Source organism: Pseudomonas sp. BF-R-26, from assembly GCF_019947395.1.
Classification (GTDB): Bacteria; Pseudomonadota; Gammaproteobacteria; order Pseudomonadales; family Pseudomonadaceae; genus Aquipseudomonas; species Aquipseudomonas farris.
In genome coordinates, this window is the sequence record NZ_JAGYGK010000001.1 from 25,948 (window position 1) to 48,234 (window position 22,287).

At 59.3% G+C, this 22,287-nt stretch carries 23 protein-coding genes; 13 read left to right on the forward strand and 10 right to left on the reverse strand.

Annotation, left to right across the window (positions count from 1 at the left end; translation table 11 throughout):
* Positions 1-19 precede the first annotated feature (19 nt).
* Positions 20-664: a tyrosine-protein phosphatase gene (locus KGB18_RS00150; protein ID WP_123720049.1), complete on the reverse strand. Its 645-nt coding sequence runs from the start codon at positions 662-664 to the stop codon at positions 20-22.
* A gap of 246 nt (positions 665-910) precedes the next feature.
* Here KGB18_RS00150 and KGB18_RS00155 point away from each other — a divergent pair, with 246 nt between their 5' ends.
* From KGB18_RS00155 to KGB18_RS00165, 3 genes are all read left to right on the forward strand, one after another.
* The gene (locus KGB18_RS00155) at positions 911-1,969 is read left to right on the forward strand and encodes a PA0069 family radical SAM protein (RefSeq protein WP_201061013.1); all 1,059 of its coding nucleotides are present in this window, start codon (positions 911-913) and stop codon (positions 1,967-1,969) included.
* Between the two features lie 244 nt (positions 1,970-2,213).
* Positions 2,214-2,945, forward strand: a complete 732-nt coding sequence (locus tag KGB18_RS00160; RefSeq protein ID WP_123720052.1) for a carbonic anhydrase — start codon at positions 2,214-2,216, stop codon at positions 2,943-2,945.
* Positions 2,946-3,025: 80 nt separating this feature from the next.
* A complete protein-coding gene (locus KGB18_RS00165) occupies positions 3,026-4,552 on the forward strand; it encodes a SulP family inorganic anion transporter (protein ID WP_123356891.1) in 1,527 nt (508 codons plus the stop codon).
* Positions 4,553-4,671: 119 nt separating this feature from the next.
* On the opposite strand, the gene KGB18_RS00170 is transcribed toward KGB18_RS00165, so the two are convergent.
* The gene (locus KGB18_RS00170; protein ID WP_095055396.1) at positions 4,672-5,322 is read right to left on the reverse strand and encodes a hypothetical protein; all 651 of its coding nucleotides are present in this window, start codon (positions 5,320-5,322) and stop codon (positions 4,672-4,674) included.
* Positions 5,323-5,692: 370 nt separating this feature from the next.
* On the opposite strand from KGB18_RS00170, the gene coxB reads away from it, so the two are divergent.
* From coxB to KGB18_RS00190, 4 genes are all read left to right on the forward strand, one after another.
* On the forward strand, positions 5,693-6,820 hold the full coding sequence (gene coxB, locus KGB18_RS00175; RefSeq protein ID WP_217857034.1) for a cytochrome c oxidase subunit II: 1,128 nt from the start codon (positions 5,693-5,695) through the stop codon (positions 6,818-6,820).
* A gap of 82 nt (positions 6,821-6,902) precedes the next feature.
* Positions 6,903-8,495, forward strand: a complete 1,593-nt coding sequence (gene ctaD, locus KGB18_RS00180; protein WP_123720055.1) for a cytochrome c oxidase subunit I — start codon at positions 6,903-6,905, stop codon at positions 8,493-8,495.
* A 129-nt stretch (positions 8,496-8,624) separates the two neighbouring features.
* Positions 8,625-9,182 (forward strand): cytochrome c oxidase assembly protein, encoded by a 558-nt coding sequence (locus tag KGB18_RS00185; RefSeq protein WP_223569222.1) that lies wholly within the window; start codon positions 8,625-8,627, stop codon positions 9,180-9,182.
* Between the two features lie 33 nt (positions 9,183-9,215).
* On the forward strand, positions 9,216-10,103 hold the full coding sequence (locus KGB18_RS00190; RefSeq protein ID WP_223569223.1) for a cytochrome c oxidase subunit 3: 888 nt from the start codon (positions 9,216-9,218) through the stop codon (positions 10,101-10,103).
* A 14-nt stretch (positions 10,104-10,117) separates the two neighbouring features.
* Here KGB18_RS00190 and KGB18_RS00195 read toward each other — a convergent pair whose 3' ends face one another.
* A complete protein-coding gene (locus KGB18_RS00195) occupies positions 10,118-10,321 on the reverse strand; it encodes a twin transmembrane helix small protein (protein WP_030129650.1) in 204 nt (67 codons plus the stop codon).
* A gap of 70 nt (positions 10,322-10,391) precedes the next feature.
* Here KGB18_RS00195 and KGB18_RS00200 point away from each other — a divergent pair, with 70 nt between their 5' ends.
* Genes KGB18_RS00200 through KGB18_RS00220 form a run of 5 tightly spaced genes read left to right on the forward strand, consistent with a single transcriptional unit; the run spans position 10,392 to position 14,300 of the window.
* Positions 10,392-11,132: an SURF1 family protein gene (locus KGB18_RS00200; protein WP_201061019.1), complete on the forward strand. Its 741-nt coding sequence runs from the start codon at positions 10,392-10,394 to the stop codon at positions 11,130-11,132.
* Positions 11,098-11,691, forward strand: coding sequence for a hypothetical protein (locus KGB18_RS00205; protein ID WP_123720058.1), 594 nt, complete (start codon positions 11,098-11,100; stop codon positions 11,689-11,691). The genes KGB18_RS00200 and KGB18_RS00205 overlap by 35 nt, the downstream gene beginning before the upstream one ends.
* A 10-nt stretch (positions 11,692-11,701) precedes the next feature.
* Positions 11,702-12,781, forward strand: coding sequence for a COX15/CtaA family protein (locus KGB18_RS00210; RefSeq protein WP_038980331.1), 1,080 nt, complete (start codon positions 11,702-11,704; stop codon positions 12,779-12,781).
* Positions 12,769-13,668 (forward strand): heme o synthase, encoded by a 900-nt coding sequence (cyoE, locus tag KGB18_RS00215; protein ID WP_038980332.1) that lies wholly within the window; start codon positions 12,769-12,771, stop codon positions 13,666-13,668. Before KGB18_RS00210 ends, cyoE begins: the two co-directional genes overlap by 13 nt.
* A complete protein-coding gene (locus KGB18_RS00220) occupies positions 13,665-14,300 on the forward strand; it encodes an SCO family protein (RefSeq protein ID WP_048397331.1) in 636 nt (211 codons plus the stop codon). Before cyoE ends, KGB18_RS00220 begins: the two co-directional genes overlap by 4 nt.
* Before the next feature lie 171 nt (positions 14,301-14,471).
* On the opposite strand, the gene KGB18_RS00225 is transcribed toward KGB18_RS00220, so the two are convergent.
* Genes KGB18_RS00225 through KGB18_RS00235 form a run of 3 tightly spaced genes read right to left on the reverse strand, consistent with a single transcriptional unit; the run spans position 14,472 to position 16,987 of the window.
* Positions 14,472-15,245 (reverse strand): MetQ/NlpA family ABC transporter substrate-binding protein, encoded by a 774-nt coding sequence (locus KGB18_RS00225; protein WP_123356916.1) that lies wholly within the window; start codon positions 15,243-15,245, stop codon positions 14,472-14,474.
* A gap of 60 nt (positions 15,246-15,305) precedes the next feature.
* Positions 15,306-15,980, reverse strand: coding sequence for a methionine ABC transporter permease (locus KGB18_RS00230; protein ID WP_123500528.1), 675 nt, complete (start codon positions 15,978-15,980; stop codon positions 15,306-15,308).
* Positions 15,980-16,987 (reverse strand): methionine ABC transporter ATP-binding protein, encoded by a 1,008-nt coding sequence (locus KGB18_RS00235; protein ID WP_123720059.1) that lies wholly within the window; start codon positions 16,985-16,987, stop codon positions 15,980-15,982. Before KGB18_RS00235 ends, KGB18_RS00230 begins: the two co-directional genes overlap by 1 nt.
* Positions 16,988-17,251: 264 nt before the next feature.
* Here KGB18_RS00235 and katE point away from each other — a divergent pair, with 264 nt between their 5' ends.
* Entirely contained in the window at positions 17,252-19,390 is a 2,139-nt protein-coding gene (gene katE / locus KGB18_RS00240) for a catalase HPII (protein ID WP_223569224.1), read from the forward strand.
* 94 nt (positions 19,391-19,484) lie between these two features.
* Here the strand turns inward: katE and KGB18_RS00245 are convergent, their stop codons facing one another.
* The 4 genes from KGB18_RS00245 to zur are packed head-to-tail and all read right to left on the reverse strand — an operon-like array spanning position 19,485 to position 22,287.
* Complete coding sequence (locus KGB18_RS00245) at positions 19,485-20,201, reverse strand: PA5502 family lipoprotein (protein ID WP_223569225.1); 717 nt, start codon at positions 20,199-20,201, stop codon at positions 19,485-19,487.
* A 37-nt stretch (positions 20,202-20,238) separates the two neighbouring features.
* Positions 20,239-21,027 carry a zinc ABC transporter permease subunit ZnuB gene (gene znuB, locus KGB18_RS00250; RefSeq protein WP_052963567.1) on the reverse strand — a complete coding sequence of 263 codons (789 nt, stop codon included), beginning with the start codon at positions 21,025-21,027 and terminating at the stop codon, positions 20,239-20,241.
* Positions 21,020-21,805, reverse strand: coding sequence for a zinc ABC transporter ATP-binding protein ZnuC (gene znuC / locus KGB18_RS00255; RefSeq protein ID WP_123720062.1), 786 nt, complete (start codon positions 21,803-21,805; stop codon positions 21,020-21,022). The genes znuB and znuC overlap by 8 nt, the downstream gene beginning before the upstream one ends.
* Positions 21,805-22,287, reverse strand: a complete 483-nt coding sequence (gene zur / locus KGB18_RS00260; protein WP_007902861.1) for a zinc uptake transcriptional repressor Zur — start codon at positions 22,285-22,287, stop codon at positions 21,805-21,807. The genes znuC and zur overlap by 1 nt, the downstream gene beginning before the upstream one ends.

A 22,287-nucleotide genomic window follows, 5' to 3' on the forward strand; every position in this document is an offset into this window, starting at 1 on the left:
ATGCAGTGGGAGGTATTACTTACTCGACATGGGCCGATTTGAACCAGTTCTTCATCGAGCAACTGGCAAATGGACTCGTGCTGCAATCACCGTTGGCCAGTGCCGTACGAAGTTTGTCGACATCGACCTGCATCATGTAACGCACTCCCTCCTTGAAATGGGTGCTGTCACCAAAGCCGCCTTGGGTCATTTCATTCAGCGCGTCTTCCTTGCTCCAACCCTGCACAACCACCCGATACATTGCGGCCATCAGGCCGGTGCGATCAGAGCCGTGCTTGCAGTGCATAAGCACAGGACCTTTGGCCTCGGCGGTCTGAATCGTGCGAAGGGCCTTGAGTACGTCCGCATCATCCACGTGATTGGTGCGATAAGGCAGCTGTACCTGTGCGATACCTGGTGTGGATAACCAGCGTGAATCCGATTCGGGCAGGAAGTTGATAACGGTTGCGACCTTGAGCCTTTTCAGCAACGGCACCGCCCCCCGGTCCGGCAATGCGCTGCGATAGAGCGTCGGGGACATTTGATAGAGGTTGTATTGCACCTCGACTGATTGAGCCCACTCTGCCGGGCGAGGCAAAGCAGTGTCGTCAGCGAATACCGGTGTCAGGTTGAAAAATGCGATCAGCGATAGGCCCATCACAAAGATATAACGCGGTAGGGACATGCTCGGGCGACCGTTCAGGGAGGCTGGATATTGGCGTCGAGCTTGCGCCCTGAACGGTCAAAGAGCTGTGAGGGAGGTGTCAATGAAACGTGAAACGATTCTGCCGGGATTGCCTGACAGCCAATGAGCGTCGAGTTCTGGTTCTTCACCATCTTCCAGATCCAGTACTTCAATTCGCCGAACGGCACTAGCCCGCCGACAACCCTCGGGATACTGTATGCACATACAGCAATCAGGACCTCTCCCATGAATGCGCCATTGCCCCCTCGCGGCCGCGGCACCGCCACCAACCCGCACAACCGCTTCGCGCCTAACCGTTCAGTGGCCGAGGATGACGGCTGGTATCAGGAAGCGCCGATAACCCAAGGCACCGAGGTGCGCATCGAGACCGCGAAAACCATCATCACCCGTAACAATTCGCCGGATTTACCCTTCGATCGCTCGATCAATCCCTATCGCGGCTGCGAGCATGGCTGCATCTATTGCTACGCACGGCCCAGCCACGCCTATTGGGACCTGTCACCGGGGCTGGATTTCGAAACCAAACTGATCGCCAAGACCAACGCCGCCGATGTGCTGGAAGAACAACTGTCCAAGCGCGGCTATCAATGCGCGCCGATCAACCTGGGCTCCAACACTGACCCTTATCAGCCGATCGAACGCGAACACAGAATCACCCGCAAGACACTCGAAGTGCTGCTGCGTTACCGCCATCCGGTGACCATCATCACCAAGGGCTCGCTGATTCTTCGCGATCTGGACTTGCTGGCCGAACTCGCCGAACAAAGGCTGGTGGCGGTGATGATCAGCCTGACCACGCTGGATGATGAGCTCAAACGCATCCTCGAACCGCGCGCCGCGGCACCCAAGGCACGACTGCGGGCGATCCGGGTGATGCGCGAAGCCGGGATTCCGGTGGGCGTTTTGTGCTCACCGATGATTCCAATGATCAACGACAGCGAACTCGAAAACCTGCTGACCGAAGCCCATGCGGCCGGCGCGCAAAGCGCGGCCTACATGATGTTGCGCCTGCCGCTGGAAGTGGCGCCGCTGTTCGAAGAGTGGCTGGCCGCCCACTATCCTCAGCGTGCAGCTCATGTGTTGAGCCTGATCCGCCAAAGCCGTGGTGGTGAGCTCTACGACAGCCGGTTCGGCGCGCGAATGCGCGGTGAAGGGCCGTTTGCCGATCTGTTGGCGCAACGCTTCGCCAAAACCATCAAGCGCCTGGGGCTCAATCGTCGGGAAGGTTTCAATCTGGATTGCGAAGCCTTTTGTCCGCCGGGTCGCCAAATGTCATTGATTTAAAGACAATTGGCCCTATGGTTGAGCAGAGAAAACGATACACCGCGTTTAGGCTGGTCACATTTCTGGTGACCTGGAACACTCGTTCTAGAGCGCTTTATTCAGTTTGAGTTAAGTTTCAACAGCTACCTTGTTCATCGAGTGACTGACGGGTCTGGCCTTTCGACCTGGATGTTTTTTAAACAGCCACTGGCTTCATATCGGACAAAACGGGAAAATTCCCTGACTCCGCCAAAGAGGATGAATTATGAGTGACAAGGATAAACAGCCGTTGGCTGCGTCGGCTTCAGCCCAACCCGAGGCGGAAACCGCCGATGCAGCGCTGAAGCATATCGTTGACGGCTTTTTGCACTTTCATCACGAGATCTTTCCGCAGCAGGAAGAACTCTTCAAAAAACTCGCCACGGCCCAGCGGCCTCGGGCGATGTTCATCGCGTGTGCCGATTCACGCATCGTTCCCGAACTGATTACCCAAAGCGCCCCTGGCGACTTGTTCGTAACCCGCAACGTCGGCAACGTCGTGCCGCCCTATGGGCAAATGAACGGCGGCGTTTCCACAGCCATCGAATACGCAGTGCTGGCTCTCGGCGTGCAGCACATCATTATCTGCGGGCACTCCGACTGTGGCGCCATGCGCGCAGTGCTCAACCCGCAGAGCCTGGAAAAAATGCCGACGGTAAAGGCCTGGCTGCGTCATGCGGAAGTGGCGAAAACCATGGTTCAGGACAACTGCCATTGCACTGATGAAAACGAGAGCATGCATATTCTCACCGAGGAGAATGTGATCGCTCAGTTGCAGCATTTGCGCACGCACCCATCGGTGGCCTCACGCATAGCCAACGGTCAGCTGTTTATCCATGGTTGGGTCTACAGCATCGAAACCAGCGAAATCAAAGCTTACGACGCGGATCAGGGGTGTTTCCTGCCACTCGATGGCAGTCATCCGATTCCGGTGGCGACGCCTAAAGCGCGCTTCTAAATCCTCCGTGTGGTTTAGCCGAGGCTGCTGAACTGGCAGCCTGCTTTGCCATGCCTGAAGAAAACTTCGGGAGAGTCACCATGCGTGCTGCTCAACTAAAAGCTGTTCTGCCACGGGAGCTGCTGGCTTCGGTGGTTGTATTTCTGGTCGCCCTGCCCTTGTGCATGGGTATCGCCATCGCCTCAGGGCTGCCACCGTCCAAAGGACTGATCACTGGCATCATCGGTGGCCTGGTGGTCGGCTGGCTTGCCGGATCGCCGCTGCAAGTCAGCGGCCCGGCGGCAGGTCTGGCGGTATTGGTGTTCGAACTGGTGCGCCAGCATGGTATCGCCATGCTCGGGCCAATCCTGCTGCTGGCGGGTTTTCTGCAATTGGTGGCCGGACGCTTGAAGCTGGGCTGCTGGTTTCGGGTCACTGCGCCAGCGGTGGTGTACGGCATGCTCGCCGGGATCGGGGTACTGATCGTGCTGTCACAGGTGCATGTGATGCTTGATGCCGTGCCCAAGCCGTCGGGGCTGGATAACCTGGCGGCCTTCCCCGCAGCAGTGATTCAGGCTTTGCCTTCGTTTGGCTGGCAAGCGGGTTTGCTTGGGCTGTCGACCATTGCCGTGATGTGGCTGTGGGAAAAATTTCGCCCGCACTCCCTGCGTTTCGTTCCCGGAGCATTACTGGGGGTTGGTCTGGCTACGGTCGCCAGCCTGGTGCTCGCCTTGCAGGTCAAACGTGTGGAAGTTCCGGCCAACCTGGCGGAAGCCATCGATTGGCTGCGCCCGGCGGATCTGCTCAACCTCGCAGACCCGGCTTTGCTGATCGCCGCCTTCGCCGTGGCCTTCATTGCCAGCGCCGAAACCCTGCTCTCGGCCGCCGCCGTGGATCGCATGCACAGTGGCCAGCGCTCGGACTTCGACCGCGAATTGTCGGCGCAAGGTGTGGGCAACATGTTGTGTGGGTTGCTCGGCGCGCTGCCGATGACCGGGGTGATCGTGCGCAGTTCGGCCAACGTTCAGGCCGGCGCCACCACTCGACTATCTACCGTGTTCCATGGTCTGTGGTTGCTGGCCTTCGTGCTGCTGCTATCGAGCGTGCTGCAAAGCATTCCGGTGGCGAGTCTGGCGGGGGTTCTGGTTTACACCGGTTTCAAACTGGTAGACCTCAAGGCCTTTCGCGGTCTGGGCCGTTATGGCCGGATGCCGATGTTCACCTATGCGGCGACCGCACTGGCAATCATCTTCACCGACCTGCTGACCGGCGTGCTGATCGGCTTTGGCCTGACACTGGCCAAACTGGCCTGGAAGGCTTCGCGCCTGAAAATCAGCCTGATCGATCTTCCGGCAGACGGCGAGATGGAACTGCGACTGGTGGGGGCGGCGACCTTTCTCAAGGTACCGGCGCTGACCCAAGTGCTGGGCAGCATTCCGGCAGGCGCAACGGTGCATGTGCCGCTCAATAACCTGAGCTATATCGATCACTCGTGTCTGGAGTTGCTGGAGGAGTGGGGTCGGGCCAATGCGGCCAAGGGTTCGAAGCTGTTAATCGAAGCGCGGGGATTGAAGCGCAGGCTTGAAGGACGGTTGCGTACCACAACTGGCGTAGGCTCAGCCGCTTAATAACAATGTGGGAGTGGGCTTGCTTGCGAAAGCGGTCAATCATTCGACATTAATGTCGACTGATCCGCCGCTTTCGCGAGCAAGCCCGCTCCCACAGGTGTTCAATTGCTAGCGTTGAATCAAGCTGCGGGCTGATCCAGCTCAAGGCCCACACCCAACTGGCGCGACAGGCACGGCCAGCGCTTCCACGCGGCGCCGGTGTCCGGGCTGTTGAGTTTTTCGCGGTAGGCTTCTACCGACTCCAGCGCGAAACTTTCATCGTTAAGCATCTCGTCCACAGCGTGATGCACCGCCTCATCCAGTTGATTGGCAAATTCCTCGCCGATCAGTTGGTGGGCAATCAGGTTGGCAACAGTCATGTCCAAGGGGATCAATGGCTGGCCAAAATGCTTGATGTACAGATCGTTGACCTCTTCGACCAACCGATGCGCCAGATAAGCTTCATCCAGCAGGCCGTCCAGGCCGATATGACCGGCCATGATCGCCGGCGGCTGGAGGAAGAACTGCTCGGCGATTTTCAATACCGGCTTGATCTGCGATTCGATGCCCGCTTCCCTGGCGACTTCATTGGCTGCGTCCAGCAGGTCCGGCACTTGTTCTATATACGCGGCCACAAAACGCGTCATCACGCCGTTGGCATCGATATCCGGCAATTGGATGGCGGAGTGAAGGTGCGGCAGTTGGGTTTCCAGCTGACGAGTCAACAGGCCGGTCTCGGCCTCATGTTGTTGGGCTTTTTGGATCTGCTCGCGCAATGCGGCGGTGTTCATGAAAACTCCAGGAAACAAGGCAATGAAATAGGGAAGACATAACTTAGCTGGCTTACGAAAGAGGCTAAGACGTATTTGTCATAATTATTTCATCCTTGAGACGCCTACGTTATATCGATTTGACACCACTCGTCTGCATCCTTCTCCATTCGTGACCTGCAACGCAAGTCCAACCTGTTTCGGTTGATTTACGCCATCGCGTTGCGAGGTGGCAGTCGCTGTCTATACTCGGTTCTGAATGGAGTTAGCTGATGACGCCCGACTGCATATGCAGCAAGGCTCGGCGATTCAAGTTCGTAGTCTGAAAAAGCCGCTCCCTTGCCGCAGGTGAAAGCCGGCGGGATAAAAAGAACTATAAGGGGAACCCGCAATGATGCGACATCCACAAGTCTGGATGGGCCTCCTGTTGTGGTCGATTTTCAGTCAGGCGCAAGCGGCCTGGACTGTGAATATGGCGCCTGGAGCGACTGAAATCAGTCACGCAGTATTCGACCTGCACATGACCATTTTCTGGATCTGTGTAGTGATCGGCATCATCGTCTTCGGCGCTATGTTCTGGTCGATGATCCTCCACCGCCGCTCTACCGGGCAGGTGGCCGCAAAATTTCATGAAAGCACCACCGTCGAAATTCTCTGGACCATCGTGCCCCTGCTTATTCTGGTGGCCATGGCGGTCCCGGCAACCGCCACCCTGATCCAGATGTACGACAACACTGAGCCGGATATCGATATCCAGGTCACCGGTTACCAGTGGAAGTGGCACTACAAATACCTGGGTCAGGACGTCGAATTCTTCAGTAACCTGAACACCCCCGCCGATCAGATCCACAACAAGGAAACCAAGGGCGAGCATTACCTATTGGAGGTCGACAAGCCGCTGGTGCTGCCGATCGGTGCCAAGGTGCGCTTTCTGGTGACCTCCGCCGACGTCATCCACTCCTGGTGGGTGCCGGCCTTCGCGGTCAAGCGCGATGCGATTCCGGGCTTCGTCAATGAATCCTGGACCCGTGTCGAAAAGCCCGGCATCTACCGTGGCCAGTGCGCCGAGCTGTGCGGCAAGGATCACGGCTTCATGCCGATCGTGGTCGAGGTCAAGGAAAAGGCCGATTACGAAACCTGGCTGGCCGAGCGCAAGGCGGAAGCTGCACAACTCAAAGAGCTGACCAGCAAGGAATGGACCCTCGATGAGCTCAAGGAGCGCGGCGACAAGGTCTATCACACCACCTGCGTGGCCTGTCACCAGGCTGAAGGCCAGGGCCTGCCGCCGATGTTCCCGGCACTCAAGGGCTCGAAAATCGCCACCGGACCGATCAAGGATCACCTGAACATCGTCTTCCACGGCAAACCCGGCACCTCCATGGCGGCGTTCGGCAAACAGCTGTCGGAAGTCGATATCGCAGCGGTCGTGACCTACGAACGTAACGCCTGGGGCAACAATAAAGGCGACATGGTCACCCCTAAAGAAGTGCTGGAGCTGAAACAGGCGGAAAGCAAATGACCCGGTTAATTGCGCACGTAAGGAACCGCTCGGGGCATGACGCCCCGGCCCGCCCAGCCCATCCGTTTGCAGGAGACAGGACATGACTGCTGTAGTCGATGACCATGTTCATACCGGCACCGCCCACGCCCACGGCCCCGCCAAAGGCCTGATGCGCTGGGTGCTGACCACCAACCACAAAGATATCGGCACGCTGTACCTGTGGTTTGCGTTCTCCATGTTCCTGCTGGGCGGCTCGTTCGCCATGGTGATTCGTGCCGAGCTGTTCCAGCCGGGACTGCAAATCGTCCAGCCGGAGTTCTTCAACCAGATGACCACCATGCACGGCCTGGTGATGGTGTTCGGTGCGGTGATGCCGGCCTTCGTCGGCCTCGCCAACTGGATGATCCCGTTGATGATCGGCGCGCCGGACATGGCCCTGCCGCGGATGAACAACTTCAGCTTCTGGCTGTTGCCGGCCGCGTTCCTGCTGCTGGTATCGACCCTGTTCACCCCCGGCGGCGGGCCGAACTTCGGCTGGACCTTCTATGCACCGCTGTCGACGACCTACGCGCCGGAAAGCGTGACGTTCTTCATCTTCGCCATCCACTTGATGGGGATCAGTTCGATCATGGGGGCGATCAACGTGATCGCGACCATCCTCAACCTGCGCGCCCCCGGCATGACGTTGATGAAAATGCCGCTGTTCGTCTGGACCTGGCTGATCACCGCGTTCCTGCTGATCGCGGTGATGCCGGTATTGGCCGGCTGCGTGACCATGATGCTGATGGACATCCACTTCGGCACCAGCTTCTTCAGTGCCGCCGGTGGCGGAGACCCGGTGTTGTTCCAGCATGTGTTCTGGTTCTTCGGTCACCCCGAGGTGTACATCATGATCCTGCCGGCCTTCGGTGCCGTCAGCTCGATCATCCCGGCGTTTTCGCGCAAGCCATTGTTCGGCTACACCTCGATGGTCTACGCCACGGCGAGTATTGCGTTCCTGTCGTTCATCGTCTGGGCGCACCACATGTTCGTGGTCGGCATTCCGCTGGTGGGCGAGTTGTTCTTCATGTACGCCACGCTGCTGATCGCGGTGCCCACCGGGGTCAAGGTGTTCAACTGGGCCAGCACCATGTGGCAAGGCTCGCTGACCTTCGAGACGCCGATGCTGTTCGCCGTGGCGTTCGTCATTCTGTTCTCCATTGGCGGGTTCTCCGGGTTGATGCTGGCCATCGCCCCCGCGGACTTCCAGTACCAGGACACCTACTTCGTGGTCGCGCACTTCCATTACGTGCTGGTGCCGGGGGCGATCTTCGGGATCTTCGCCTCGGCCTACTACTGGCTGCCGAAATGGACCGGCCACATGTACGACGAAACCCTCGGCAAGCTGCACTTCTGGCTCTCGTTCATCGGCATGAACATGGCGTTCTTCCCGATGCACTTCGTGGGCCTGGCAGGCATGCCGCGGCGGATTCCGGACTACAACCTGCAATTCGCCGACTTCAACATGGTGTCGTCGATCGGGGCGTTCATGTTTGGTGCCACGCAGATCTTCTTCCTGTTCATCGTGATCAAGACCATTCGTGGCGGCGAGCCGGCACCGGCCAAGCCGTGGGATGGCGCCGAAGGCCTGGAATGGAGCATTCCGTCGCCCGCGCCGTATCACACCTTCACTACGCCGCCGGAAGTGAAATGAAACGCCTCGGTCTTGTGGGAATTCCTGTGGGAGCTGGCTTACCTGCGATGCATGCGGCGCGGTGTGTCAGACATATCGCTATCGCGGGCAAGCCCGCTCCCACAGGGTTCCGCGTAGAGGGCTCGTGCGATGGCTGATTCGATTTCGATGAAAAAACTGGTCACCCGCCTGTTGCTGGTGGTGGTAGCGATGTTTGTCTTCGGCTTTGCCCTGGTGCCGATCTACGACGTGATGTGCAAGGCGTTCGGCATCAACGGTAAAACCTCCGGGCAGTATGAAGGCGAGCAAACAGTCGACGCCTCGCGGCAGGTTCGCGTGCAGTTTCTGTCGACCAACGCCGCTGACATGGCCTGGGATTTCTATCCCAAGGGCGACGAATTGGTCGCACACCCGGGGGCGGTGAACGAGATGATTTTCATCGCCCACAACCCGACCGATCGCCCGATGAGCGCTCAAGCGGTGCCGAGCATCGCGCCCAGCGCAGCCGCGGCGTACTTCCACAAGACCGAATGTTTCTGCTTTACCCAGCAAGTGCTGCAGCCCGGTCAGCGAATCGAGATGCCGGTACGGTTCATTGTTGACCGCGACATGCCCAAGGAAGTGAAGCACCTGACGCTGTCCTACACGCTGTTCGATATCACCGCACGTCATCCGCCCGTGGCTGTTGCAGCAAGCACAGGCGGCTAGGCGTTAAAGCGTGCCCGATAAGGAGAACAATAAATGGCAACTCACGAACATTATTACGTTCCAGCCCAAAGCAAATGGCCGATTATCGCCACAGTCGGCATGTTCGTCACGGTGTTCGGCCTGGGCACCTGGTTCAACGACCTGAAGGCCGCGCGGCCGGAATCCCACGGCCCGCTGATCTTTTTCGTCGGCGGATTGCTGCTGGCCTACATGCTGTTCGGCTGGTTCGGTACGGTGATCAAGGAAAGTCGCCAAGGGTTGTACAGTGCACAGATGGACCGCTCGTTCCGCTGGGGCATGAGCTGGTTCATTTTCTCGGAGGTGATGTTCTTCATCGCCTTTTTCGGTGCGCTGTTTTATGTGCGCAACATCACGGGCCCGGCACTGGGCGGTGAAGGCACCAAAGGCCTCGCTCACATGCTGTGGCCAGCGTTTGAATTCACCTGGCCGCTGCTGAACAATCCGGACCCGAAACTCTTTCCTCCACCCAAGGAAGTCATCAGCCCCTGGGGCCTGCCGCTGCTCAATACCGTGCTGCTGGTGAGTTCCAGCGTCACTGTGACCATCGCTCACCACGCCTTGAAGAAGGGCCATCGCGGCGCACTGAAAATCTGGTTGGCGCTGACCGTGTTACTCGGTTGCGCGTTCCTCGGTTTCCAGGCCGAAGAATACCTGCATGCCTACAACGAGCTGGGCCTGACCCTGGGTTCCGGCATCTACGGCGCGACCTTCTTCATGCTCACCGGTTTCCACGGCGCCCACGTGACCATGGGCACCATCATTCTGTTCGTGATGCTGATGCGGGTCATGCGCGGGCACTTCGATGCCGATCATCAATTCGGCTTCGAGGCGGCGAGTTGGTACTGGCACTTCGTGGACGTGGTGTGGATCGGTCTGTTCGTTTTCGTCTACGTGCTCTGAGCCTTGGCTCTGGACTACCAAGGCACGTGAGACACCAACTGGCCGCTGAAAAAACCCCAGGCGATCAAGCCGACAGTGGTCGCGGCCAGCGCAACACGAACACTCAAGGCGATGACCAGGCGATTCGAGTGGCTGTCGTCCTTGACCAGAAAAAACAGGCCGCTGAACAGGCTGACAACCGTGGCAATCAGCATCAGGACGATGGCTGCTTTGAGCATGGTGACACTCCGGGGGACAGGCGATGCATCTGAGTATAGCTATCGCGATTACCGACTTTCAGGCGACGCCATGAAACGCTTCCGGCCGGGCCTCCTGCCAACCCTGGTGGTCGCGATGCTGCTGCCTTTGCTGGTGTCACTCGGGTTCTGGCAGTTGAGCCGGGGCGCGGAGAAAAGCGCGCTGCTGCAAAGCTACGCCGAGCGCCGGGCGGCCGAACCGATGGCCAGCACTGAATTGCAACACACCGAAGATCCGGCCTTCCGCCGGGTTCGCCTGCACGGCCAGTTCGATGCCGAACACAGCCTGCTGCTGGACAACCGTCAGCGCGACGGCAAGGTCGGGGTCGAACTACTACAACCGTTTCAGGACCGGGCAACCGGGCTCTGGCTGCTGGTCAATCGCGGCTGGTTGCCGTGGCCGGATCGGCGTACACCACCGTCATTCACCACACCGACTCAGGCATTGAGCCTCGACGCCTGGGTCTACGTCTCCCCCGGCGCAACGTTCCAGTTGCACGCCGACCCAGACGCCACGACCTGGCCACAACTGGTCACCGCCATTGAACCGGCCAGGCTCTGGGCAGCGCTTGATCGCTACGGTTTCGCCTACGAATTACGCGCGCAAAGCGGTCCCGCGACCTACCAGGCCGATTGGCCGGTGGTGGCCATGGGGCCGGAAAAACACTTGGCTTATGCCGTGCAGTGGTTCGCCCTGTCGATAGCCCTGCTCGGCCTTTACCTCTATCTCGGCTGGCACAACGCAAAGGAGAAAAATAATGGGAGCGGCCATGAATCCACCCGGCATGTCTGAGGCGAAAACGCCGGTAAATCGTCGGCGCGGGCGCTTGCAGTTGTTACTGATCCTGTTGGGAGTGATCGGTCCGATGATCCTCGCCACCGGCATGTACAAATTGCAGTTCTGGGTGCCGGAGGGCCGCAGTTATCACGGTGAACTGATCGGCAACGGCCAGACCCGCGCCGACATCGGCGTACCGGCGCAGGAAGACCGCTGGCAGTTACTGGTGACAGCGCCCAAGGACTGTTCGGTGGACTGCCAGCAGTTGGTGTATCTGGCGCGCCAGATCCAGATCGGCCTCGGTCGTGATGCCTCCCGCGCCAGCCATGCGCTGGCCATCGCGCAGCCGCTGAACAGCGATTACGCGACTAAACTTCAACGCGAGTACCCGCAGTTGCAGCGCTATTCGCTGGACCCGCCGACCTACATCAAAGGCGCTCGGAGCAATGACACGCCGCACCTGTGGATCATCGACCCTCACGGCAATTTGGTGCTGCGCTACGACCCGACGGTGAAGGGCAAGGACCTGCTCAACGACCTGCGCCATTTGCTGAAACTGTCGAACATCGGATAAGGGCATCGTCATGGCCAAACCTGGATTTCGCCTCGCGCTGTTTGCCACCTTGCTGGCACTGATTGTGGTGTTGCTCGGCGCCTACACACGCCTGACCCATGCAGGCCTCGGCTGTCCGGACTGGCCCGGCTGCTACGGCTTTATCAGCGTACCGAACAGCGAAGCCCAACTGGCCCATGCCGAACTGCATTTTCCCGATACGCCGGTAGAAGCCCACAAAGGCTGGAACGAGATGCTTCACCGCTACTTCGCCGGCACATTGGGCCTATTGATCACGGTGCTGGCGGGCCGGGCCTGGACCCATCGTCATCACCCGGGGCAGCCGGTGAAATTACCGTTGTTCTTGCTGGTGGTGGTGTTCGCCCAAGCGGCGTTCGGCATGTGGACGGTGACGCTCAAGCTGTGGCCGCAAGTGGTCACCGGGCATTTGCTCGGCGGCTTTGCGACTTTGAGCCTGTTGTTTCTGCTGACCTTGCGCCTGTCCGGCGTGTTGCCGGCGCTGACCGTGCCACGGCGTTTGCAGCACTGGGCGACCGCCGGGTTGTTGCTGGTGATCCTGCAAATTGCCCTGGGTGGCTGGGTCAGTTCCAATTACGCGGCGGTGGCCTGCATCGACTTTCCGACCTGCCACGGGCAATGGCTGCCACCGGCTGATTTCGCCAACGGCTTTCACCTGACCCAACACATCGGCCCCAATTACCTGGGCGGGCAACTGGACAGCGATGCCCGCACCGCGATTCACCTGACTCATCGCATCGGCGCGTTACTGGTCACCCTCGTTCTGCTCGGTCTGGCCTGGCAACTGAAAGTCGTTGGCATGACGCGCCTGGCCGCCATGGTGCTGATCGCCCTGGCCGCACAAATCACCCTGGGCATCAGCAATGTGGTGTTCCACTTGCCACTACCGGTGGCCGTCGCCCACAACGCCGGTGGCGCAGCGCTGTTGCTGACGATGGTGCTGGTCAATTATCACGCACGAACCAGTCTGGTTCGGGTCAAGCATCAGCCCCCAGTGCGTTGGCGTCTCAGCCTGCGTAAACACTCGGCCGGGCCCATAACAATAAAAGGAGAAATGCCATGGCGACCTTGATCGGCGAACGTCACAGTCAGGCAATCTGGCGCGATTACCTGGAGCTGACCAAGCCGAAAGTGGTGGTGCTGATGCTCATCACCTCGTTGGTCGGCATGTTTCTCGCGACGCGCGCCGGGGTGCCGTGGACGGTGCTGGTGTTCGGCAATCTGGGGATTGCCTTGTGTGCCGGCGGTGCGGCAACGGTCAACCATGTGGTGGACCGGCGCATCGATGCTGTCATGGCCCGGACCCACAAGCGGCCCTTGGCCGAAGGTCGGGTTTCTCCAACCGCTGCGCTGACTTTCGCTCTGGTGCTGGCAGTGCTCGGCCAGTCTTTGCTGCTGGCCTTCACCAACCCGTTGACAGCATGGCTGACCCTCGCATCCTTGCTCGGTTATGCGGTGGTTTACACCGGCTTCCTGAAACGCGCGACGCCGCAGAACATCGTCATCGGCGGTCTCGCTGGTGCGGCCCCGCCGCTGCTCGGCTGGACCGCCGCCACCGGTCATGTCAGTGCCGAACCGTTGCTGCTGGTGCTGATCATCTTCGCCTGGACCCCGCCGCACTTCTGGGCACTGGCGATTCACCGCAAAGAGGAATACGCCAAGGCTGATATTCCGATGCTGCCGGTGACCCATGGCGAGCACTACACCAAAGTTCACATCCTGCTTTATACCTTTGCGCTACTGGCCGTCAGCCTGATGCCCTACGTGATCCACATGAGCGGCGTGCTCTACCTGATTTGTGCCCTCGCACTGGGCGCGAGGTTTCTGCAATGGGCCGTGGTGCTGTACCGTGGCACTCGGCCGCACGCGGCGATCAACACGTTCAAGTACTCTATTTACTACTTGTTCCTGCTGTTTATCGCGCTGCTCGTAGATCACTACTTACTGTTGAACCTATGACTCGAACCCAGAAAACCGTCTTCATTCTCGTCGCCTTGATCGCGCTGATCCTGGGCCTGACCATCAATAAAGTACTGACCGGAAAAAACCAGGGCGACCCGACGGCACTGATCGATGCGGGGATCATCCTGTTGCCCCAAAGCCGTAACCTGCCAGACGTGAAGATGACCGATCAGGACGGTAAGCCGGTGGCGGTCAACGAGCTGAAAGGCAAATGGAGCGTTTTGTTCTTCGGCTACACCTTCTGCCCGGACATCTGCCCGACCACCCTCGCCCAACTGCGGCAGATCAAGAGCGAACTGCCGGCGGATGCTGTGGACAAGTTGCAGGTCGTTCTGGTCAGCGTCGACCCGAACCGCGACACGCCCAAGCAACTCAAGCAGTACCTGGGCTACTTCGATCCTCAGTTCATCGGGCTGACTGCATCCTCGGTCGAAGACATTCAGAAACTGGCCAATGCGGTGAGTATTCCGTTTATTCCGGCGGACACCAGCAAGCCTAATTACACCGTCGACCACAGCGGCAACCTCGCGGTGATTGGCCCGGACGGGACTCAACGCGGGTTCATTCGTGCACCGTTGAACAACCAGAAGCTGGTGGCGCAGTTGCCGGTGATGCTCAAGCGCGAGTAACCGACACAATACCTGTGGGAGCGGGCTTGCCCGCGATGACAGAGCATCATTCAACATTGATATCGACTGTTTCACCGCCATCGCGGGCAAGCCCGCTCCCACAGGTACGGTGTTTCAGGCACAAAAAAGGGGCGCAGTGATTGCGCCCCTTTTTTCGTTTAGATCAGCTGATCAGAACGCCGGCAATACCGCGCCTTTGTACTTCTCGAGAATGAAGGCTTTCACTTCCGGGCTGTGCAGGGCAGCAACCAGTTTCTGCATCGCGGCGCTGTCCTTGTCGTCCGGACGGGCAACGAGGATGTTCACGTACGGCGAGTCGTTGCCTTCGATGACCAGCGCATCCTTGGACGGATCAAGCTTGGCTTCCAGCGCGTAGTTGGTATTGATCAGCGCCAGATCGACCTGAGTCAGCACGCGCGGGATGGTCGCGGCTTCCAGTTCACGGAATTTCAGGTCCTTGGTGTTCTCGGTGATGTCCTTCACGGTCGACAGGATGTTGTTCGAATCCTTCAACTTGATCAGGCCAGCCTTGGCCAGCAGCAGCAGCGCACGGCCGCCGTTGGTGGCGTCGTTCGGGATCACCACGTTGGCGCCGCCCGGCAGCTCGGTCAGGGCTTTGTACTTGCTGGAGTAAGCGCCCAGCGGCTCCAGGTGCACGCCGGCAACGCTGACAAGGTTAGTGCCCTTGGCTTTGTTGAACTCATCCAGGTACGGCTGGTGCTGGAAGAAGTTGGCGTCCAGACGCTTCTCGGCCACCTGCACGTTCGGCTGGATGTAGTCGGTGAAGACTTTGACCTTCAGGTCCACGCCTTCTTTGGCCAGGGCCGGTTTAACGAACTCGAGGATTTCCGCGTGAGGCACCGGAGTGGCCGCGACGGTCAGGGTGTCGGCGGCGTGTGCGGAAAAGGCTGCAACGGCAGCGAACGCGACGAGTAGTTTTTTCATTCAGCTAACTCCTTGTGAGGCGCCCGTTTGGCGCCTGCCAGCGAATGGCCGGCTCATGACTTATTTACGTGAGAAGTGGACAACCAATTTGTCGCCAACGGTTTGCAGCACTTGAACCAGCATCAGCAGCAACACCACCGTCACAACCATCACATCCGTCTGGAACCGCTGGTAACCGAAACGGATCGCCAGGTCGCCCAGGCCGCCAGCGCCGACCACACCGGCCATTGCCGTGTAGGACACCAGTGTAATCGCTGTCACCGTAATCGCCGCGAAGATGCCCGGGCGGGCTTCCGGCAGTAAGGCATTGATGATGATCTGACGTGTCGTCGCACCCATGGCCTGGGTTGCCTCAATGATGCCGCGATCCACTTCACGCAGGGCGGTTTCCACCAATCGTGCGAAGAACGGCGTGGCGCCCACCACCAAGGGTGGAATCGCACCGGCGACACCCAGGGAGGTGCCAGTGATCAACACGGTGAACGGAATCATCACGATCAGCAAAATGATGAACGGCAGCGAGCGCAGAATGTTCACCACCAGCGACAGCATTGCATAGACGCCTTTGGCTTCCAGCAATTGGCGCGGGCTGCACAGGAACAACAGCACGCCCAGCGGCAATCCCAGCAGCACCGTGAACAACAACGAACCGCCGAGCATCAGCAGGGTGTCGCCGGTGGCCAGCCAGATTTCGTACCAGTCGATATTGGAAAAGAAACTCATCAGGACTTCCATCAGCGCAGCACCTCCATGTGAACGTCAGCCGCAGTGAAGTGCGCAAACGCCGCTTCCATGTCGCCACCGGTGATCGCCAGGGTCAGTTGCCCGTAGGGAATGTCTTTGATGCGATCGATACGACCGGCCAGGATGCTGTAGTCCACGCCCGTTTCCCGGGCGACGGTACCCAGCAACGGCGCGTAGGTCGCTTCGCCCTGGAAGGTCAGACGCACGATGCGCCCCGGTACGTGAGCGAAGTCATCGCGCTGTTCGCTTTCGTCGATCTGCTCGTCTTCCTGCACGAAGCGCTTGGTGGTCGGGTGCTTGGGGTGCAGGAACACCTCGGCCACCGAACCTTGCTCGACGATCTTGCCGGCATCCATCACCGCTACCTGATCGCAGACCCGACGGATCACATCCATTTCGTGGGTGATCAGGACGATGGTCAGTTTCAGTTCGCGGTTGATCTCGGCCAGCAGTTGCAGGACCGACGCCGTGGTTTGCGGGTCCAGGGCACTGGTGGCTTCATCGCACAGCAGAATTTTCGGTTTGGTTGCCAGGGCGCGGGCGATGCCGACACGCTGCTTCTGACCACCAGACAGTTGCGCCGGGTACTTTTTCGCATGGTCAGACAGACCGACCCGCGCCAGCAACTCCGCCACACGCCGGTCGATTTCGCTACGGGACAGTTCACCGGCGAGAGTCAGCGGCAGCGCGACATTATCGGCCACGGTTTTGGAGGCCAGCAGGTTGAAGTGCTGGAAAATCATCCCAACCTGCTGACGGAAGCGCCGCAGGCTATTGGCATCCAGCGCGGTGACTTCTTCGCCATCGACGATGATCTTGCCGCCACTGGAGTTCTCCAGGCGATTGATCAGACGCAGCAGGGTACTTTTTCCCGCGCCGGAATGGCCGATCAGGCCAAAGACCTGACCATTCTCAATCGTCAGACTGGTCGGATGCAGGGCGGGAATATCCTTACCGGCGACGCGGTAAGTTTTGTGGACGTTTTGAAACTCGATCACGTAGCGAACCTTGTGGGGCGCGTTAGAAAAGGATCAGCGGTTAGCCGGGCGCGCATTTTAGCCTGTCCGTATAGAGGTTCTTAGCATTTATTTCGCATTCACCCAGCGATTTGGCAATAACGCGATCAAAGGTCAGAAAAAAGGAACGGCGCCAACTCCTCATCAGTCACTGATTAAGCAACTCGAGAATGCCTGGATACCGTGTCTGGGCAATGCCTCACAACCCTTGGCCCGACGGGAATCGCCACGAGGAGTTTACGTCTGATGAGTACTAAAAAGCCTGCCGCCCCTAAAAGCGCACTGGCCGGGACCGATACCCTGGACCGCGGCAACACCAACGCCAAGCTCGACAGCCTGGAAAAATTTCGCTCCGATGCCACCGAACAGGCCTTGCGCACCAACCAGGGCGTGAAGGTCGCGGACAATCAGAACACGTTGAAGGGCGGTGCCCGCGGGCCGTCGTTGCTGGAAGACTTCATCATGCGTGAAAAGATCACGCACTTTGACCATGAACGCATTCCCGAGCGCATCGTCCATGCCCGTGGTACCGGCGCCCATGGTTACTTCCAGCCATACGAAACCCATTCCGTACTGACCAAGGCCGGGTTCCTACAAGACCCAAGCCAAAAAACGCCGGTTTTTGTGCGCTTTTCCACGGTGCAGGGCCCACGCGGGTCAGGCGATACCGTGCGGGACGTACGAGGTTTCGCGGTGAAGTTTTTCACCGACGAAGGCAACTTCGATCTGGTGGGCAACAACATGCCGGTGTTCTTCATTCAGGATGCGATCAAGTTTCCTGACTTCGTACATGCGGTAAAACCCGAGCCCCACAACGAAATTCCTACCGGCGGTTCGGCCCACGATACTTTCTGGGATTTTGTTTCTCTGGTGCCGGAATCCGCGCACATGGTGATGTGGACCATGTCCGACCGGGCGATCCCCAAAAGCTTGCGCACCATGCAAGGCTTCGGCGTACACACGTTTCGCATGATCAATGCCGAAGGCAAGGCGCGTTTCGTAAAATTCCACTGGCGCCCTGCCGCTGGTACCTGCTCGCTGGTGTGGGACGAGGCGCAGAAACTCGCCGGCAAAGACACCGACTTCCACCGTCGTGATCTCTGGGAGTCCATCGAGATGGGGGACTACCCGGAATGGGAATTGGGCGTACAGGTCATCGAGGAAGAAAGCGAACATGCCTTCGATTTCGACCTTCTCGACCCAACCAAACTCATTCCCGAGGAAGTCGTCCCTATCACTCCGCTGGGCAAGATGGTGCTCAACCGCAACCCGGACAACTTCTTCGCCGAAACCGAGCAAGTTGCCTTCTGCCCCGGGCATATCGTGCCGGGGATCGACTTCTCCAATGACCCGTTGCTGCAAGGTCGGTTGTTTTCCTACACCGATACGCAGATCAGCCGACTGGGTGGGCCGAATTTTCATGAGATCCCGATCAACCGCGCGGTAGCACCGTTCCATAACGGTCAACGAGATGCGCAGCACCGCACCACCATCGACAAGGGACGCGCCTCGTACGAGCCGAACTCTATCGACAGCGGCTGGCCGAAGGAAACCCCACCGGCAGCGCAGGACGGCGGCTTCGAGACTTATCCGGAGCGCATCGACGCTGCGAAAATCCGTCAGCGCAGCGAGTCGTTCGCCGACCACTTCTCCCAAGCTCGGCTGTTCTTTCACAGCATGAGCAAGCACGAGCAGGAACACATCATTACCGCTTACAGCTTTGAGCTGGGCAAGGTCGAACGCGAATTTATTCGTGCGCGGCAGGTGAATGAGATTCTGGCCAATATCGATCTGGAACTGGCCAAACGCGTGGCACAGAACCTGGGCTTGCCGGTACCGAAGGCCGGAACGGTCGAGGTGCGTAAAACGTCACTCGACCACTCCCCCGCCCTGAGCCAGGCCAACCTGCTGTCGGGGGATATCAAAACCCGAAAAGTGGCCATTTTGGCGGCCAACGGGGTGGATGGCGCCGCGATTGATGCGATGAAGAAGGCTTTGATGGCCGAAGGCGCGCACGCCAAACTGCTCGGCCCGACCTCGGCCCCCGTGACAACCGCCGATGGCAAAGCGCTGCCGGTGGATGCGTCGATGGAAGGCTTGCCTTCTGTAGCGTTCGACGCCGTGTTCGTGCCGGGTGGCGCGGCGTCGATCAAGGCGCTGAGTACCGATGGTGTAGCGCTGCATTATCTGCTGGAGGCGTACAAGCATTTGAAGGCCATCGCGCTGCATGGCGAAGCGAAGCAGTTGCTGGATGTGTTGAAGCTGGAGACTGATGCAGGGCTGATCCTGGGTAACGATGCCAAGCTGTTCAAAACGTTTTTTGCCGCGATCGGTCAGCATCGGGTATGGGATAGGGAGCCAAAGGCCAAGGCGGTTCCGGCTTAAGGATTTTTATCGAACAGGAGGACGTCTTCGCGGGCAAGCCTCGCTCCTTGGGTTTACGCTGTACCTGTAGGAGCGAGGCTTGCCCGCGAAGCTTTTAAGGCTTACGCGGACTCAAAACCACCTGCGCCGGAATGTTGCGCAGAATCTGCTTCTCCAGCTTCAGATCAAACTCCGAATCCAGCTTCCTCACCCGTTTGGTCAGCAGCGTGGCCAGCCATGGGTAATCCTGAGTGCGCGGAGCCTGAATGCTCACGTCGCACTGATAATTCACCACATCGGCGGCGATGGCATCCAGTTGACGACGGAGCTTGCTCATATCGGTGAGGTTCAAGGCCACCGTGGTGCTTTCAGCCGTGGGGTCGATGACTTTGGCCTGAGGTTTGGCCTCGGCAGCCTTGAGAGCCGCTTCGGCTTTATCCAGTTCAGCCTTGCGGGCATGGACAATGGCGCTGTTGACGCCACCGGTCAGTGCCGGGGCCTTGGGCATCAACACCCGGGCACGGCTCAGCGCCGTGGCTGCGGCATTCACATCACCTTTTTGCAACACGATCTGACTACGCAGCAAATACGCTTCGGCCAATTGCCGCTGGTATTGCTCGAGGGATTGATCGTTGGGCGACTCGGCCTGCAAGGCCGCCAATTGCCCTTCGGCGGTGGCCAGTTCGCTGCTGGCCAGGCTTTGTTCCAGCTGTGCGATAGCCGTGGCCCGCGCATCGGGGACCTCGGTGGCCGCCGGTGGCGTGCTTTGGCAAGCGCCCAGCAGCAGCGAAAATGCGACAAGGAGCAGATAACGGGAGGCGAACAGCTTCATTCCTGCGACTCTCTATTTGCGCAAAAAACGAGCAAGTCTACACCCCTCGACGGGGCAGGACAAAACTCAGCAGAAACAGCGCGGCGGCCGTCACCACAATCGACGGGCCGGCCGGGGTGTCCTTGAACCAGGACAACGCCAGCCCGCCACACACCGCGAGCATGCCCAGCAGGCTCGCGCCCAGTGCCATCTGCTCCGGCGAACGGGCGTGACGCTGTGCCGCAGCCGCCGGAATAATCAGTAACGAAGTAATCAGCAACACACCGACGATTTTCATCGCCACTGCGATCACCACCGCGATCAGCAACATCAGGGCCAGGCGCAACGACGCGACGGGCAAACCTTCCACTTTGGCCAGCTCTTCGTGCACCGTGATCGCCAACAAGGGTCGCCACAGCGTGACCAGCAATACCAGCACCGCCGCGCTACCGCCGAGAATCCAGGCCAGATCGGTCGGACTGATCGCCAGCAAGTCGCCGAACAGATAGGCCATCAGGTCGATCCGCACTTCATGCATGAAGCTTAGTACCACCAGGCCCAGAGAGAGCGTGCTCGGTGCGAGAATTCCCAAAAGCGTGTCGGACGCCAGTGGCTGGCGTTGTTGCAACGTCACCAGCAACACCGCCAGCAACAAGCAGCCTACGGTGACGGCAACGGTCGGGCTGACATCCAGCAGAAAACCCAGCGCCACGCCGAGCAATGCGGCATGGGAAAGCGTGTCGCCGAAATAGGCCATGCGTCGCCAGACCACGAACGAACCCAACGGACCCGCCACCAGCGCCAGGGCCAGACCTGCAAGCAGGGCGAAGAGCAGAAAATCAGCCATGCTTGCAGCTATCTCCATGAATGTGGGTAGAGGCCGACGGGGCCGCGCTGACCACCGAGCCATGCAGGTCGTGGGCGTGGTCGTGATGGTGGTGATAAATCGCCAGGCTTTGTGCGTTTTTTCCGAATAACTCGACGAATGCCGGATCACCGCTGACTTGCTCGGGATGTCCGGAACAGCAGACGTGGCGGTTCAGGCACACCACCTGGTCGGTGGTGCTCATCACCAGATGCAGATCGTGAGAGACCATCAAAACGCCGCAACCATGACGGTCGCGCAAGCGTGTAATCAGGCTGTAGAGCTCGGCTTGACCGGCCACATCGACGCCTTGCACCGGCTCATCAAGCACCAGCAGTTCCGGCTCGCGCAACAATGCCCGCGCCAGCAACACTCGCTGCATTTCGCCACCGGAAACACTTTGCACCGGGCTGTCGATGACCTGTTCGGCACCGACTTCCTTGAGAGCGGCCAAGGCGCGAGCGCGGTCCACGCCCGGCACCAGACGCAAGAAGCGCAGCACCGAAAGCGGCAGGGTTGGGTCGACATGAAGTTTTTGCGGCATGTAACCGACGCGCAACTTCGGCTTGCGCCAGACGCTACCGCTGTCCGGTTTCAGCAAACCGAGCACCGCGCGCACCAGCGTGGTTTTACCGGCACCGTTGGGGCCGATCAAGGTGACGATCTGCCCCGGCTCGACGCTCAGCTCGATGTTGTCCAGCACGTTTTGCCCGGCAAAGGTGACAGCCACCTGCTCGAGGCGAATCAGCGCATTGCTCATCAAGCCCCCTGGCAACCCGAGCAGAGACCGATGACTTCAACGGTCTGGGCCTCGACGATAAATCCGACATCTTTGGCGCTATTGATGATCGCGTCGCTGATGGATTTCTGTTCGAGTTCGATGGCGGCGTGGCATTCGCGGCAGATCAGGAACTGGCCCTGGTGAGCGTGTTCCGGGTGATTGCAGCCGACGAAGGCGTTCAGCGAGGAGATGCGGTGTACCAAGCCGTTTTCCAGCAGGAAATCCAGCGCGCGGTACACGGTCGGAGGTGCGGCGCGGCGGCCGTCCTGCTCACTGAGCACCGCCAGAATGTCATAGGCACCCAACGGTTTGTGGCTTTGCCATACCAGTTCCAGCACTCGCCGGCGCAAAGCGGTCAGACGCAGCCCCTGACGTGCGCACAAGGCATCGGCCTCAGACAATGCGCTATGCACGCAATGAGAGTGGTCGTGGGGACGGCTGGCAATCGGTGTTTTAGGCAT

What these genes read in the sequence shown, in the direction of transcription:
- KGB18_RS00150 (WP_123720049.1), bottom strand. Translation starts at nt 664, where the DNA reads ATGTCCCTACCGCGTTATATCTTTGTGATGGGCCTATCGCTGATCGCA.
- KGB18_RS00155 (WP_201061013.1), top strand. Translation starts at nt 911, where the DNA reads ATGAATGCGCCATTGCCCCCTCGCGGCCGCGGCACCGCCACCAACCCG.
- KGB18_RS00160 (WP_123720052.1), top strand. Translation starts at nt 2,214, where the DNA reads ATGAGTGACAAGGATAAACAGCCGTTGGCTGCGTCGGCTTCAGCCCAA.
- KGB18_RS00165 (WP_123356891.1), top strand. Translation starts at nt 3,026, where the DNA reads ATGCGTGCTGCTCAACTAAAAGCTGTTCTGCCACGGGAGCTGCTGGCT.
- KGB18_RS00170 (WP_095055396.1), bottom strand. Translation starts at nt 5,322, where the DNA reads ATGAACACCGCCGCATTGCGCGAGCAGATCCAAAAAGCCCAACAACAT.
- coxB (WP_217857034.1), top strand. Translation starts at nt 5,693, where the DNA reads ATGATGCGACATCCACAAGTCTGGATGGGCCTCCTGTTGTGGTCGATT.
- ctaD (WP_123720055.1), top strand. Translation starts at nt 6,903, where the DNA reads ATGACTGCTGTAGTCGATGACCATGTTCATACCGGCACCGCCCACGCC.
- KGB18_RS00185 (WP_223569222.1), top strand. Translation starts at nt 8,625, where the DNA reads ATGGCTGATTCGATTTCGATGAAAAAACTGGTCACCCGCCTGTTGCTG.
- KGB18_RS00190 (WP_223569223.1), top strand. Translation starts at nt 9,216, where the DNA reads ATGGCAACTCACGAACATTATTACGTTCCAGCCCAAAGCAAATGGCCG.
- KGB18_RS00195 (WP_030129650.1), bottom strand. Translation starts at nt 10,321, where the DNA reads ATGCTCAAAGCAGCCATCGTCCTGATGCTGATTGCCACGGTTGTCAGC.
- KGB18_RS00200 (WP_201061019.1), top strand. Translation starts at nt 10,392, where the DNA reads ATGAAACGCTTCCGGCCGGGCCTCCTGCCAACCCTGGTGGTCGCGATG.
- KGB18_RS00205 (WP_123720058.1), top strand. Translation starts at nt 11,098, where the DNA reads ATGGGAGCGGCCATGAATCCACCCGGCATGTCTGAGGCGAAAACGCCG.
- KGB18_RS00210 (WP_038980331.1), top strand. Translation starts at nt 11,702, where the DNA reads ATGGCCAAACCTGGATTTCGCCTCGCGCTGTTTGCCACCTTGCTGGCA.
- cyoE (WP_038980332.1), top strand. Translation starts at nt 12,769, where the DNA reads ATGGCGACCTTGATCGGCGAACGTCACAGTCAGGCAATCTGGCGCGAT.
- KGB18_RS00220 (WP_048397331.1), top strand. Translation starts at nt 13,665, where the DNA reads ATGACTCGAACCCAGAAAACCGTCTTCATTCTCGTCGCCTTGATCGCG.
- KGB18_RS00225 (WP_123356916.1), bottom strand. Translation starts at nt 15,245, where the DNA reads ATGAAAAAACTACTCGTCGCGTTCGCTGCCGTTGCAGCCTTTTCCGCA.
- KGB18_RS00230 (WP_123500528.1), bottom strand. Translation starts at nt 15,980, where the DNA reads ATGGAAGTCCTGATGAGTTTCTTTTCCAATATCGACTGGTACGAAATC.
- katE (WP_223569224.1), top strand. Translation starts at nt 17,252, where the DNA reads ATGAGTACTAAAAAGCCTGCCGCCCCTAAAAGCGCACTGGCCGGGACC.
- KGB18_RS00245 (WP_223569225.1), bottom strand. Translation starts at nt 20,201, where the DNA reads ATGAAGCTGTTCGCCTCCCGTTATCTGCTCCTTGTCGCATTTTCGCTG.
- znuB (WP_052963567.1), bottom strand. Translation starts at nt 21,027, where the DNA reads ATGGCTGATTTTCTGCTCTTCGCCCTGCTTGCAGGTCTGGCCCTGGCG.
- znuC (WP_123720062.1), bottom strand. Translation starts at nt 21,805, where the DNA reads ATGAGCAATGCGCTGATTCGCCTCGAGCAGGTGGCTGTCACCTTTGCC.
- zur (WP_007902861.1), bottom strand. Translation starts at nt 22,287, where the DNA reads ATGCCTAAAACACCGATTGCCAGCCGTCCCCACGACCACTCTCATTGC.